General features: G+C 68.8%; 15 protein-coding genes. 8 read left to right on the plus strand and 7 right to left on the minus strand.

All coding sequences use genetic code 11. The annotated features are described in order from the left end of the window. Positions 1-96: 96 nt before the first annotated feature. Complete coding sequence (locus tag OHA10_RS32460) at positions 97-795, plus strand: DUF6882 domain-containing protein (RefSeq protein WP_371402573.1); 699 nt, start codon at positions 97-99, stop codon at positions 793-795. Here the strand turns inward: OHA10_RS32460 and OHA10_RS32465 are convergent. From OHA10_RS32465 to OHA10_RS32475, 3 genes are read right to left on the minus strand one after another with little or no spacing between them, the layout of a single operon-like run. Further along, positions 792-1,586: an SCO1664 family protein gene (locus OHA10_RS32465; RefSeq protein ID WP_371402574.1), complete on the minus strand. Its 795-nt coding sequence runs from the start codon at positions 1,584-1,586 to the stop codon at positions 792-794. The two genes, OHA10_RS32460 and OHA10_RS32465, sit on opposite strands and share 4 nt — an antisense overlap. Beyond that, positions 1,583-2,158, minus strand: coding sequence for a DUF3090 family protein (locus tag OHA10_RS32470; protein WP_134100935.1), 576 nt, complete (start codon positions 2,156-2,158; stop codon positions 1,583-1,585). Before OHA10_RS32470 ends, OHA10_RS32465 begins: the two co-directional genes overlap by 4 nt. A 12-nt stretch (positions 2,159-2,170) precedes the next feature. Then, complete coding sequence (locus OHA10_RS32475; protein ID WP_371402575.1) at positions 2,171-2,890, minus strand: histidine phosphatase family protein; 720 nt, start codon at positions 2,888-2,890, stop codon at positions 2,171-2,173. Positions 2,891-2,930: 40 nt separating this feature from the next. Between OHA10_RS32475 and corA the strand changes: the two genes are divergently transcribed. Further along, on the plus strand, positions 2,931-3,911 hold the full coding sequence (gene corA, locus OHA10_RS32480; protein WP_371408016.1) for a magnesium/cobalt transporter CorA: 981 nt from the start codon (positions 2,931-2,933) through the stop codon (positions 3,909-3,911). Between the two features lie 116 nt (positions 3,912-4,027). Here corA and OHA10_RS32485 read toward each other — a convergent pair whose 3' ends face one another. Further along, positions 4,028-4,855: an undecaprenyl-diphosphate phosphatase gene (locus OHA10_RS32485; RefSeq protein WP_371402576.1), complete on the minus strand. Its 828-nt coding sequence runs from the start codon at positions 4,853-4,855 to the stop codon at positions 4,028-4,030. Next, on the minus strand, positions 4,855-5,907 hold the full coding sequence (locus OHA10_RS32490; protein ID WP_371402577.1) for an LLM class F420-dependent oxidoreductase: 1,053 nt from the start codon (positions 5,905-5,907) through the stop codon (positions 4,855-4,857). The genes OHA10_RS32485 and OHA10_RS32490 overlap by 1 nt, the downstream gene beginning before the upstream one ends. A gap of 51 nt (positions 5,908-5,958) precedes the next feature. Here OHA10_RS32490 and OHA10_RS32495 point away from each other — a divergent pair, with 51 nt between their 5' ends. From OHA10_RS32495 to OHA10_RS32515, 5 genes are all read left to right on the plus strand, one after another. Beyond that, positions 5,959-6,900, plus strand: coding sequence for an aldo/keto reductase (locus OHA10_RS32495; protein ID WP_371402578.1), 942 nt, complete (start codon positions 5,959-5,961; stop codon positions 6,898-6,900). A 32-nt stretch (positions 6,901-6,932) separates the two neighbouring features. Beyond that, entirely contained in the window at positions 6,933-7,118 is a 186-nt protein-coding gene (locus OHA10_RS32500) for a DUF5703 family protein (RefSeq protein WP_371402579.1), read from the plus strand. A gap of 147 nt (positions 7,119-7,265) precedes the next feature. Then, positions 7,266-7,730, plus strand: a complete 465-nt coding sequence (locus OHA10_RS32505) for a MarR family winged helix-turn-helix transcriptional regulator (RefSeq protein ID WP_371402580.1) — start codon at positions 7,266-7,268, stop codon at positions 7,728-7,730. Beyond that, positions 7,727-8,554, plus strand: coding sequence for an ABC transporter ATP-binding protein (locus OHA10_RS32510; RefSeq protein WP_371402581.1), 828 nt, complete (start codon positions 7,727-7,729; stop codon positions 8,552-8,554). Before OHA10_RS32505 ends, OHA10_RS32510 begins: the two co-directional genes overlap by 4 nt. After that, positions 8,514-9,332 (plus strand): ABC transporter permease, encoded by an 819-nt coding sequence (locus OHA10_RS32515; protein WP_371402582.1) that lies wholly within the window; start codon positions 8,514-8,516, stop codon positions 9,330-9,332. Before OHA10_RS32510 ends, OHA10_RS32515 begins: the two co-directional genes overlap by 41 nt. On the opposite strand, the gene OHA10_RS32520 is transcribed toward OHA10_RS32515, so the two are convergent. Both OHA10_RS32520 and OHA10_RS32525 read right to left on the minus strand, forming a co-directional pair. Further along, positions 9,329-10,069 (minus strand): GNAT family N-acetyltransferase, encoded by a 741-nt coding sequence (locus tag OHA10_RS32520; protein WP_371402583.1) that lies wholly within the window; start codon positions 10,067-10,069, stop codon positions 9,329-9,331. The genes OHA10_RS32515 and OHA10_RS32520 overlap by 4 nt on opposite strands. Then, positions 10,029-11,237: an MFS transporter gene (locus tag OHA10_RS32525; RefSeq protein ID WP_371402584.1), complete on the minus strand. Its 1,209-nt coding sequence runs from the start codon at positions 11,235-11,237 to the stop codon at positions 10,029-10,031. The genes OHA10_RS32520 and OHA10_RS32525 overlap by 41 nt, the downstream gene beginning before the upstream one ends. 73 nt (positions 11,238-11,310) lie before the next feature. On the opposite strand from OHA10_RS32525, the gene OHA10_RS32530 reads away from it, so the two are divergent. After that, complete coding sequence (locus OHA10_RS32530; RefSeq protein WP_371402585.1) at positions 11,311-12,171, plus strand: LysR family transcriptional regulator; 861 nt, start codon at positions 11,311-11,313, stop codon at positions 12,169-12,171. The last annotated feature ends 18 nt before the right edge of the window (positions 12,172-12,189 follow it).

Raw genomic sequence — 12,189 nt, forward strand, 5'->3', positions numbered from 1 at the left:
CGGAGCTTATGCCAGTCCGATTTTCAATGACGCGACACGGTTCCAATCTGTGGTCCCTCCACCGCCTGGCCCCCTGGTGCCGCTAACGTCGCCGCGATGAGCGCTGACTTCAGTCCCGAGTTCCAGGCGTTCGGCGGCTGGATCGCCGCCGCCGCGATCCAGCAGCAGGACCTGTTCAACGAGTCGGTCGGACCGGATCCGTTGCAGGCCGACCTCGACGCCCGGACGCTGACCGGCGAACGCGGCCAACTCGGCGGGGTGTCGCTGCTCGGGAGTTTCTCCGAGCTCGACCAGACCTGGTTGTGGGGCTGGGCGAACCCGGGCTTCGGAGCCGACGCTCCGGCTGTGGCGCCGACGCTGGCGGTCCGTGAGTTCGGCCGGCAGCACGGGATCAGCGAGTTCACCGCGGACAGCCCGGACCTGAGCGGGTTCCCGCAGCCGGCGCAGGCCGCGATCACGCTGGCGATCACGGCGGGCGCCGTACTGGGTGGTCGTGGGGTCTGGTCGACCGCGATCAACGAGGGCCGCGGGCACGTGTATCTGCATGTTGCGGACGAGCAGCTGCCGCTGGCCGGCTTCGACGCGATCGCCACACCGCGGCTGCTGATGACGGCGGTGAGTGTGTTCCCGTCCGACCATCGGCAGGTCGTCCGCGGGTACTTCCAGAACTTCGGCCTGCCGTACGACGAGGAGCCGGACGCGATCCGCGCCACGGCGCCGAACGGCAGCGTCGTCCTCGCAGCGTTCGACGACCTCGGCCGGATCGGGAACGTCAGCGTCGAGCCGAAGGTCTAGAAGGCCGGCCAGGGAATCGCGGGCCAGTCGTCGCTCGGATACGGGAACGTCCCCGTCTTCAGCAGCGTCGCGCAGCGCTCGCGGGTCGCGGTCAGCTCGACCGTGGTGATCAGCTCGCACAATTGTTGCCCGAAGCCACCAGCGAGCTGATCGGCCAACCGGCGTACGTCGTCCAGCAGGCCGGCCGGGATCGGATCACCGGCCCAGCCCCACAGCACCGTGCGCAGCTTGTCGTCGGCGTTGAACGTGACACCGTGATCCACGCCGTACACCCGGCCGTCACCCGGGTTCAGCACGTGGCCGCCCTTGCGGTCGGCATTGTTGACCACGGCATCGAACACGGCCATCCGCTTCAGGGCTTCGTTGTCCGCGTGGACGAGCGTGACCGGGTTGTGGCGGCCGTCGAGCGCTTCGAGTACGTCGACCCAGCCCTTGGGCACGCGGCCCTGCGGGACGATGTCGACCAGCTCGGTCTCCCCCGCGCCGAGCTCGGCCTCGTCGATCCACAGCTGGACCATGCCCTCGCCGAGCGGCCCGTCCCGCAACAGCGTCGGCGGCACCACCGACCAGCCGAGCGCCTCGGAGACGACGTACGCCGCGAACTCCCGCTGGGCCAGCGTGCCGTCGGGGAAGTCCCAGAGCGGGCGCTCTCCCTCGATCGGCTTGTACACCACCGTCGCGGTCTGGCCGTTCAGGCTGACCGAGCCCTGGTAGGTACCGTTCGAGGCCGCGACGAGGCGGCCGTGCAACGACAGCTCCCCTAGAGCAAGGAGCTCCGGATCGATCGTCATTCCGGCAAGTGCCTGCGGTAGCCGTTGGCCCGGGGGCAGATGTGGCCGTCGGCGTCGATCGGCCGGCCACAGAACGGGCAGCTCGGGCGGCCGGACGCGACCAGCGCGACCGCGCGCCGGGCGAACGCCCTGGCCTGCTCCTCGGTGATCCGGACGATGAACACCTCGGCGTCGTCGGACTCCATCGCGGCGGTGACCGGGTCGGTCTCCTCGAGGTCGGCCTGCTCACCGGTGACCACCGCGAACACCTCGATCACCACGCGCTCGGCGTCGGCCTCCCAGGCCAGCGTCATCGTGCCGGCCCGGAACTCCTCCTCGATCGGCTGCTCCAGCGGCGCGGTGTCGTCCGCCGCGGTCTGGGTGACCGGGTCACGGTCGAAACGCCGGGCGACCTCGTCGAGCATCACGTCGAGGCGCTCCGCGAGTGCCATCACCTGTTCCTTCTCGCACGCGACCGACGTCAGCCGTTGCCCGGCCCGGGCCTGCAGGAAGAACGTCCTCGCACCGGGCTCCCCCACGGTGCCGGCGACGAACCGCTCGGGGTCGTCGTAGGTATGTACAACTCGCGCCATATCTAGACCCTATTACCGTCCGCCGACGACCGCGTCCGAGGACTGCTTCTTGGGCTTGCCTTTCGCTGTCGGCTTAGGGACCAGGGAGGCGAGCTCGCTGCCGGAGTCGTTCAGGCGGACCAGGAACGGGCGGGTCGCGGTGTAGGTGATGATCGTGGTCGAGGCGGTGTCGACGACGATCCGCTGGAACGTGTCCAGGTGCTGGCCGAGGGCATCCGCCACGATCGCCTTGATCACGTCGCCGTGCGAGACCGCGACCCAGATCGCGTTGTTGCCGTGGCTCGTCGCGAGCGCCGCGTCGTGCGCCCGGATCGCGTCGACCGCGCGCTGCTGCATCGCGCGCATCGACTCGCCGTTCGGGAACGTGACCGCCGACGGGTGCTGCTGGACGACGGTCCAGAGCGGGTCCTTCGCCAGGGTCGCGATCTTCTTGCCGGTCCAGTCGCCGTACCCGCACTCGGTCAGCCGCCGGTCGGTTGCCGGACGCAACACCGGACGCCGGTCGGGATGGTGCTCGGCGTGGTGCTTCGCGATCGCGGCCGCGGTCTGCTTGCAGCGCTCGAGCGGCGACGTGACGATCGCGGCCAGCGGCAGCCCGGCCAGCCGCTCCGCGACCGCCTCGGCCTGTTTGACGCCGGTCTCGTCCAGCTTCACACCGGGAGTACGACCGGCCAGCGTGCCGGAAGTGTTCGCGGCACTACGACCGTGGCGGACCAGAATCACCGTGGGCATGGTGTGCACGTTATCCGGTCTCTCAAGTCGTGGTGCCATGATGGGTGGTGTGATCGTGGATTGCGGGGTGTACGCCGAGGGGGAACGGCGGGATCTGCCCAAGGACCCCGAGACCGTTGCCCAGGCCATCGACGACGATCACGAATCGTTCGGGTGGATCGGGCTGCACGACCCGTCGGACGCGGAGATGGCGCGGGTGCAGCAGCTGTTCGACCTGCACGATCTCGCGGTCGAGGACGCGCTGCAGATCCACCAGCGGCCGAAGGTCGAGCGGTTCGGCGACATGATCCTCGTCGTACTGCGGACCCTCTGGTACGTCGACGAGGGCGACGCGGTCGAGACCGGGCAGGTGACCGCGTTCATCGGGCAGCGGTACGTCGTGACGGTGCGGCACGGGGAAGGCGGCGAGCTCGCCACCACGCGGCATCAACTCGAGGAGCGCGCATCGATGCTCGGGCACGGTCCGGCCGCCGTACTGTGGGCGATCTGCGACGCGATCGTCGATCAGTACGAGGTCGTCGCCGAACAGGTCGAGATCGATGTCGACGAGATCGAGAGCTCGGTGTTCTCCCCCGAGCGGACGAGCGACGCGGAGCGGATCTACCGGCTCAAGCGCGAGGTGCTGGAGATGCGAAGGGCGATCGATCCGCTGCGGGAACCGATGGAGGAGTTCGCGCACGGCGTCGCCGGCCTCGGCCCGAAGGCGAGCCCGTTCTTCCGCGACGTCGCCGACCACCTGAGCCGGGTCTCCGACCAGACCGAGGCGATCGACACGCTGCTCCAGTCGGCGCTGAACGCACACCTGGCACGCGTGTCGGTCCAGCAGAACGACGACATGCGCAAGATCTCGGCGTGGGTCGCCATCGCGGCAGTCCCGACGATGCTGGCAGGCATCTACGGCATGAACTTCGACAACATGCCAGAACTCCGCTGGCACTACGGCTACTACGCCGTACTGCTCCTGATGGCCATCGTCTGCTCCACCATGTACCGGTTCTTCCGCAAAGTCGGCTGGTTGTGAGGTTCTCCCCTGGTGTTGCCCCTTCTCCACCTTCATACGAGCAGAGAAGGGGCAAGCGGAACGGATATCCCCCGCACGCGAGCGAGCTGGTCGGCCCGCGGGCGGAGGGATGCGCGTCAGGTGGCGGTGATGGTGCTGGTGGCCAGGAGGATTACCAGGACTATGCCTAGTAGGACTCGGTAGAAGGCGAAGACCTCGATCGTGTGTTTGGCTACGAAGCGGAGGAGCCAGGCGATCGAGGCGTAGGCGACGAGGAAGCTGACGACGGTGCCGACGAGGAGTGGGACGGCGCCTACGTTGCCGTGGAGGGCGTCTTTCAGTTCGTAGACGCCGGCGCCTACCAGGGCGGGGATGCCCAGGAGGAACGAGATTCTCGTGGCGGCAACTCGGTCCAGGCCGCGGAACAGGCCGGCGGAGATTGTCGCGCCGGAGCGGGAGATGCCTGGGATCAGCGCCAGGCACTGGACCAGACCCATGACGAGCGCGTCCACGAACGTGATGCGGGTCAACGGGCGTTCCTTGGTGCCGACGCGTTCGGCGGCGACCATGACGACCGACCAGCCGATCAGCGCGGCGGCGACCCACCACAGGCTGCGGAGGGGGCCGGAGATCAGGTCCCGAGCCAGGAAGCCGACGATCACGATCGGGACCGAGCCGACGATGACGTACCAGCCCATGCGGTGGTCGAACTCGCCGCGGTGCTCGGGCTTCGCCAGCCCGCGCACCCAGGCGACCGCGATCCGGGAGATGTCCTTCCAGAAGTACAAGACGACCGCGGCGATGGCGCCGACCTGGATCACCGCGGTGAAGCCGGTGATCGACGGGTCGTCGATCTTCAGGCCGAGCATCTTCGACACGATCGTCAGATGCCCGGTGCTGGAGACCGGCAGGAATTCGGTCAGGCCCTCGACGATGCCGAGGATGATGGAGTCCCAGATCGTCATCAGCCGGCGACCCCGGCCAGCTCCAGCGCCTCCGCGGCCGTGCGCAGATCGGCGATCCGCTGCTCGACCGACGACGCGAACGGCGTCAGCGCGACAGTCGTCGCCCCGGCCTCGGCGTACGCCGTGAGCTTGTCCGCGATCCGCTCCTTCGAGCCGAGCAGCGAGATCGAGTCCAGGAACCCGAACGGTACGGCGGCCATCGCCTCGCGGTGCTTCTTGTCCAGGTACAGGTCCTGGATCTGCTTGGCCTCCTCGGCGTACCCCATCCGGACCGCGAGCGCGTTGTAGAAGTTCTTCTCCCGGCTGCCCATGCCGCCGATGTACAACGCGGCGTACCCACGGACCGGGTCGGCCGCGACCTGCAGGTCGTCGCCCGTCATCAGCGGGGTGTTGACCACGACGTCGAAGCCGTCGAGGTCCTGCTGACGGACCGCACGGCCCGTCTTGATGTGGTTCAACTGCTCTCCAAGGAAGCCGGGATCGTTCAGGATGCCGAGCCAGCCGTCGGCGATCTCGCCGGCCAGCTCGAGGTTCTTCGGACCGACCGCCGCCAGGTACACCGGCACGTGGTCGCGGATCGGCCGCACGGTCAGTTTCAGCGCCTTGCCCGGCCCGTCGGGCAGCGGCAACGTGAAGTACTTCCCTTCGTACGCGACGGTCTCGCGCCTCAGGGCGGCGTTCACGATGTCAACGTACTCACGGGTCCTGAGCAGAGGCTGAGAGAAACGGACGCCGTGCCAGCCCTCCGAAACCTGCGGCCCGGACACGCCGAGACCGAGCCGGAACCGGCCGTTCGACAGCCGGTCCAGGGTGGCCGCGGTCATCGCGGTCATGGCCGGCGTCCGGGCCGGGATCTGGAAGACGGCCGCGCCGACGTCGATCGTGGTGGTCTGCGCGGCGATCCAGCTGAGCAGCGTCGCCGCGTCCGAGCCGTATGCCTCCGCGGCCCAGGTGACCGCGAAACCGAGTGCCTCGGCCTCCTTCACCAGCCTCAGGTGGTCCAGGTGATCGTCGCCGCCGTACACGAAGCCGATGTTGAGTCCGAGTCGCATGACTGGCGAGCCTAGCGAGAGGTTGTCGGTGGCCCGCAATAGGCTCGGCTCATGCAGCAGCGCTATCTCGGTCACAGTGGACTGGCGGTGAGCAGGCTCGGCCTGGGGACGATGTCGTGGGGCCGGGACACCGACGAGCACGAGGCGCGCGAGCAGCTGGCGGCGTTCGTCTCCGCGGGCGGCACGCTGATCGACACGGCCGCGGCGTACGGCGACGGTGACAGCGAGCTGCTGATCGGGTCACTGCTCGGCGACGTGGTCGACCGCGACGACCTGGTGATCGCGACCAAGGCCGGGTTCAGCGTCCGCCGGGGTGAGCGGATCACCGACACGTCCCGCGGCGCGCTGCTGCGCGACCTGGAGGGCTCGCTGCGCCGGATGAACGTCGACCACATCGACCTCTGGCAGCTGCACACCTGGTCCGACGACGTGCCGCTGGAGGAAACGCTCTCCGCGCTCGACCACGCGGTCAACTCCGGCAAGGTGCGGTACGTCGGAATCTCGAACTACGCAGGCTGGAAGTCCGCCCGGGCCGTCACCTGGCAGCAGGCGTGGCCGGGCCGGGCGATCCCGGTGTCGAACCAGGTGGAGTACTCACTGCTCGCCCGGGACGCCGAGGTGGACGCGCTCCGCGCCGCCGCCGGCCTCGGGATCGGGATCCTCGCGTGGTCCCCGCTCGGCCGCGGCGTGCTGACCGGGAAGTACCGCACCGGCATCCCGGCGGACTCGCGGGCGGCGTCTCAGCATCTGTCCAGATTCGTCGACCCCTATCTCGACGCTCGGTCTTCGGGCATCGTGGAAGCGGTTGCCCGGGCAGCTGACGGGCTCGGCTGGACCCCGCTCGAGGTTGCACTGACCTGGGTGCGGGACCGGCCCGGCGTGTCGGCGGCCATCGTCGGAGCCCGGACTGCGTTGCAATTGAAGTCGGTGCTGGGAGTAGAGGAACTCACCCTGCCGCCCGCGATTTCGGCGGCGTTGGAGGATGTTTCTTGAGGCTGTTGGTGTTCCGGTAGGTGGAGGTGCGGATGGCCGAATACGAATTGCAGCAGTTCGAGGTGTCCAGGACGGAGTCCCGCGGTGCGGTGCGCAGGCTGCTCACCGAGCACGCGGAGTACGGCGGGTGGGAGCTTGCCCGTCTGCGCAAATATCCCGACGGCACCCGCCGCGTCTGGCTCCGCCGCCGCATCATCCGCGTGATGCGGACCCTCTGAGCAACGCGCTCACCAGTTCCCGTCGGCTCCCGACGCCGACCTTGTCGAACGACGCCCGCACGTGTTCCCGCACCGTGTGGATCGATCCGAGGATTCGTCGGGGTTCTGTCGGTGAAATATCTCTGCGACAGAGGTATTCTCGGAAGCGTGACCGAGACGCTCGCCGAGGACCTGCTGGCTGCGATCGGGTTGGTGCGCCGTCGCCTCCGCCGATCCGCCGGCCGCCCGTTGGCGCTCAGCACCCTGACGGGCTCCCAGGCGGAGCTGATCCGGCTCGTACGGCGCAATCCCGGCATCTCCGTCGCCGAGGCGGCGGCCGAGCTGGGCCTCGTCCCGAACACGGTGTCGACCCTGGTCGGTCAGCTCACCGAGCGCGGCATGCTGCTGCGTACGTCGGACGCGAGCGACCGCCGGATCGCCCGCCTGACCTTGACCGAGCCGGCCCGTGAGCAGGTCGAGGCGTGGCGCGACCGCCGAGCTGCTGTCGTCAACGAGGCCCTCGACGGACTCGATCCCGCCGACCGTGACGCGTTGCGAGCCGCGCTACCGGTTCTCGGCGTACTCGCTGAGCGGCTCACCCCATCCGAGCAGGACGTCAAGGAGGGCATATGAGTGCAGACACCGCAGCACAGCCGGCGCCGGCTGCCGAGATCATCAGGCTGAGTCACAAGTTCGGGGATCATCTCGCGGTCGACAGCCTCGATCTGACCGTCTCCCCCGGTGAGTGCTTCGGCCTCCTCGGGCCGAACGGCGCCGGCAAGACCACGACCCTCCGGGTGCTCAACACGCTCTATCCACCGCAGTCCGGGACGGTCCGCGTCTTCGGCCTCGACGTGCGCAGCGACGCCATGTCGGTACGCCGCCTGCTCGGTTACGTCCCGCAGCAGTTGTCGATCGAGGGAGCACTGTCCGGTCGCGAGAACGTGTCCTGGTTCGCCCGGCTGTTCGACGTACCGCGGCGTGAACGGGCGGCCCGCGTGGCCGAAGTACTCGAGATCGTCGATCTGACCGATGCGGCTGACCGCCTCGCGTCGACGTACTCCGGCGGCATGGTGCGGCGGCTCGAGCTCGCGCAGGCGCTGGTCAACCGTCCGGCGCTCCTCGTACTGGACGAGCCGACGGTCGGGCTGGACCCGGTCGCGCGGGACTCGGTGTGGGCGCGGGTGCAGGACATGCAGGAGAAGTACGGGATGACCGTGCTGCTCACCACGCACTACATGGAAGAGGCCGACATCCTCTGCGACCGGGTTGCGCTGATGCATCTCGGCCGGCTGCGGGCCGTCGGCAGCCCGACTGATCTCAAGGCCGAGCTCGGTCCCGAGGCGAGCCTCGAGGACGTGTTCCGGCACCACACCGGCGAAAGCCTCGCGGCTTCGGAGAAGGGAGGCCTGCGCGATGTCCGTGGCACCCGTCGCACCGCCCAGCGCATGGGTTGATTCGAGGCCGCGAGCGGCGCTCCGGCTGTTGTCGCGGATCGGCACGTTCTGCCTGGTCGAGCTGCAGAAACTGCGGCACGACCGGACCGAGCTGATCACCCGCGCGATCCAGCCGATCCTCTGGCTGGTGATCTTCGGCCAGACGTTCAGCCGGATCCGTGCGATCCCGACCGGCAACGTCCCGTACCTCGACTACCTCGCGCCGGGCATCATCGCCCAGTCCGCGCTGTTCGTCGCGATCTTCTACGGCATCCAGATCATCTGGGAACGCGACGCCGGCATCCTCACCAAGCTCCTCGTCACCCCGAGCCCGCGCTCCGCACTCGTTGCCGGCAAGGCGTTCGCGGCCGGCGTCCGGACCATCTCGCAGGCGATCGTCGTCATCATCGTCGCCGCGCTGCTCGGCGTCAGCCTGACCTGGAACCCGCTGAAGCTGCTGGCGGTGCTCGTGGTCGTCGTACTGGGTGCGGCGTTCTTCTCCTGCCTGTCGATGACCATCGCCGGCCTGGTACTGCGCCGCGACCGCCTGATGGGGATCGGGCAGGCGATCACGATGCCGCTGTTCTTCGCATCGAGCGCGCTGTACCCGATCGCGATCATGCCGGGCTGGTTGAAGGTGCTGAGTCATGCCAATCCCCTGACCTACGAGGTGAGCGCACTCCGCGGTCTCCTCATCGGCCAGCCGACCAACTACCTGCTCGACTTCGCCGTCCTGATCGTCGCCGCCATCGCCGGAATCTGCGCCGCCTCGGCTCTCCTCAGCCGCCTCGCGCGCTAGAGGTCGTGCTGGACCCAGACGTTCGGCTCGACGTACACCGCGTGGTTGTGCCGGACGTCGCAGTGGATCGGGACGAGGGCCTGCGGTACGACGACATCGCCCGTCGTGTCGAACGGGAGATCGGTCCAAGCACGCCACTCGTCCAGCGTGCCTGCGATGACCATCGACCGTGGCGCGACCTCGATGATCTTGCCGCCGGCTTTGACGTGGACGCGCAGCCAGGGGTCTTCGGGTAGACCGTCGGGCCGCAGTTGGTCGATGTATTCGGTCATCGGCTGGTGCGGGTCGGCTTTCCCGTTCGGGCGGACCGGGGCGTACAGGGTGGTGTGGCCCTTCGCCTTGACCGCCTGGCGCATCGCGTCGAGCATCGCGTGGGACAGGCCGCGGCCCTGGTACGACGGGCGGATCAGGATCTCGAGGGCGCTCGAAACGTTCGGCTCGCGACCGTTGCGCTTGTCGGCGAAACCCCACTGCAGGACACGGTCCCAGCCGTCGGCCGGGAGCTTGGTGCGGTTCTCGTCCGGGTAGACGAACGGGATGCTCCGGCCGTGCGCGACCGGCTCACCGTCCTCGGTCGCAACCAGGCATTGGTCCGGGAAGTTCGACGCCACCTGACCCATGAGCGCGTTGCCGATCGGGTCGTTGAACATGAACTTCGGCCAGGTGTCGGCGAACTCGTACATCCGCTCGAGGTACTCAGGCCGCTCGGCCAACGTGGTGATCACGATCCCTGGCATGTAGTGCAGTCTGGCACCGAAGCAGCACGAGTCCAGCGATTAACGCCGTGATCGTCCCGGCGCCGACCAGGGTCACCTGTGCGCCGACCGTCGCGATGATCGGTCCGCCGGCCAGCAGCCCCGCCGAACTGCTCGCGCTGACCACGACAGCCTGTCCGCTCAGCAACGTACGCCGCTCTGCGCCCGCCGACGATCTCGTGATGATGACCGAGATGGCGGCGATCCCGACAACGACCGTCACGCCTGAGAACGCCCCCGCGACCGCGACCACGGCCGGCGTCGACCACAGGCCCATGGCGATCCAGCACAGTCCGCACCAGGACCAGGCGACGGCAGCACAGGCCACGGGTGGGATCCGGCGTACGACGGCCAGCGAGATGGCGGTCCCGATCAGCGAGCCCACGCCGTACCCCGTCATGCCTGCAGCCAAATAGATCCCGGGCCGGCCGCGCTGCTCCCCCAGCACCGACAACCCCAAGGTGAACGCGAACCAGGTCACGCACCCTGTCCCGCGGATCAGCCAGCCGTAAAGGACCTCCGGACGGCCCTTCAGACTGCCGCGGATGGACGGGACCTCGACCGTTGTAACAGCCACTCGCCGTGCGGGCACCGTGCAGGCGAGGAGCCCTGCGCCTACGACAGCTACCGCCTCTATCCACAGCAGCTGATTGGTGAATCCGGCCGACACCGCCAGCGCACCGACAGTCGGTCCGATCAGCATGCCGACACGGCGAAGGCCGTCCTGCCACGTGAGCAGGAGTACCGCGCGATCCGGGCCCCACCGATCCCCTGTGTCGGCGAGTAGCGCGGACCGGCCCGGGTCCGACAACGCAGTACCGCAGCCCAGCATCAGACCGCTCAGCACCAGCAACTCCGGCGTCAGCAAACCGAGTTCTGCCGCGGCCGGGACCGAGGCCAACGCGATCGCCGTCACCAGCGCGACGACCGCGAGCCTTGGTCCGGAGTCGACCCACTGCCGTGCCTTCCGCGCCCACCACGGCGACAACAGCATGGGTACGCCGGCCGCGCCGCCGACAAGCCCGGTCGCTCCGACCGATCCCGTCTCCCGCAGGATCACCAACGGCAGGGCGACCTGCGTGATGCGCATGGCGAAGTCGGCCGTACCGCTGCCCGCCAGCAGCGCCAGCGCCTCGAATCTCGCCTTCACGCCTTTGATTCTTGGCTTTCCAGCCCTTCGCAGGTAGCCGCTCAGTCTTGACTGCTTGCCATAGGCTGAACCTATGGCTTCATTACCCTCGGTCGAGGATCTACGGCTGGTCCAGGCCGTCACCCGCACCGGTGCGGTCGGCACCGCGGCACGTGAGCTGCGCATCTCACAGCCCTCGGCATCACAACGGCTGGCCCGTCTGGAGCGCCTCTGCGGCACCAAGCTCTTCGAGCGCGACACTCGTGGCGCTCGCCCGACCCCCGCCGGCGCCGAGCTCGGCCGCCGCGCCGACCACATCCTCCGCCACCTTGAGGAGGTGTACGACGCCACCCGCGCGGCCGCGGTGGGTCAGCAGCTCGTGATCGGCACGTTCGCGAGTCTCGCCCCGATCCTGTTCCCGGTCCTGGACTCCGACCTGCCCGAGCTCGAGATCCAGCAGCAGGTCGACCACGGCCAGTTCCTGGTCGACCGCGTCGCCGAAGGCACGATGGATGCCGCGTTCATCGCGATCGCCGAGCAGATGACACTCCCCCGTGGCGCCGTCGCACGGCGCGTGGGTCGCGACGACCTCGTCCTGTTCGTCCCACCAGGCGCCCGCCCGCCCGGCCGCGGCCGTCAGCCGCTCAAGGACCGGCCCATCGTGTTCTCGACCTACGACCGCGGCACCGAAGAGATCCACGCCCGGCTCGCCGCCCTCGGCGCCATCCCGCGCCGCGGCGTCACGCTCAGCACGACCGTCGCCATCGCCCGCCGCCGCTCCCACCTGGCTCTCGTCCCACGCAGCGCCCTTGCCACCGAGCTCCGCGCCGGCGAACATCTCGCCTCCTCCCCTTTCGCCTACCGCCTCACCCTCTCCGTCGTCACCACCCCGACGCCGCCGCGCGCCCTGATCCGGCACCTCCCCCAACTCCGCGCCACATTGAACTTGTCGTGAACACCGGTGAGTCGGCGG

Origin of the sequence: Kribbella sp. NBC_00662 (assembly GCF_041430295.1) — a bacterium.
Classification (GTDB): domain Bacteria; phylum Actinomycetota; class Actinomycetes; order Propionibacteriales; family Kribbellaceae; genus Kribbella.

Bases quoted from the DNA above. Each gene is read 5' to 3' on its own strand.
- OHA10_RS32460 (WP_371402573.1), top strand. From the start codon at position 97: ATGAGCGCTGACTTCAGTCCCGAGTTCCAGGCGTTCGGCGGCTGGATC.
- OHA10_RS32470 (WP_134100935.1), bottom strand. From the start codon at position 2,158: ATGGCGCGAGTTGTACATACCTACGACGACCCCGAGCGGTTCGTCGCC.
- OHA10_RS32510 (WP_371402581.1), top strand. From the start codon at position 7,727: ATGAGTGCAGACACCGCAGCACAGCCGGCGCCGGCTGCCGAGATCATC.
- OHA10_RS32490 (WP_371402577.1), bottom strand. From the start codon at position 5,907: ATGCGACTCGGACTCAACATCGGCTTCGTGTACGGCGGCGACGATCAC.
- OHA10_RS32465 (WP_371402574.1), bottom strand. From the start codon at position 1,586: ATGACGATCGATCCGGAGCTCCTTGCTCTAGGGGAGCTGTCGTTGCAC.
- OHA10_RS32515 (WP_371402582.1), top strand. From the start codon at position 8,514: ATGTCCGTGGCACCCGTCGCACCGCCCAGCGCATGGGTTGATTCGAGG.
- OHA10_RS32520 (WP_371402583.1), bottom strand. From the start codon at position 10,069: ATGCCAGGGATCGTGATCACCACGTTGGCCGAGCGGCCTGAGTACCTC.
- OHA10_RS32485 (WP_371402576.1), bottom strand. From the start codon at position 4,855: ATGACGATCTGGGACTCCATCATCCTCGGCATCGTCGAGGGCCTGACC.
- corA (WP_371408016.1), top strand. From the start codon at position 2,931: ATGGGTGGTGTGATCGTGGATTGCGGGGTGTACGCCGAGGGGGAACGG.
- OHA10_RS32475 (WP_371402575.1), bottom strand. From the start codon at position 2,890: ATGCCCACGGTGATTCTGGTCCGCCACGGTCGTAGTGCCGCGAACACT.
- OHA10_RS32530 (WP_371402585.1), top strand. From the start codon at position 11,311: ATGGCTTCATTACCCTCGGTCGAGGATCTACGGCTGGTCCAGGCCGTC.
- OHA10_RS32500 (WP_371402579.1), top strand. From the start codon at position 6,933: ATGGCCGAATACGAATTGCAGCAGTTCGAGGTGTCCAGGACGGAGTCC.
- OHA10_RS32495 (WP_371402578.1), top strand. From the start codon at position 5,959: ATGCAGCAGCGCTATCTCGGTCACAGTGGACTGGCGGTGAGCAGGCTC.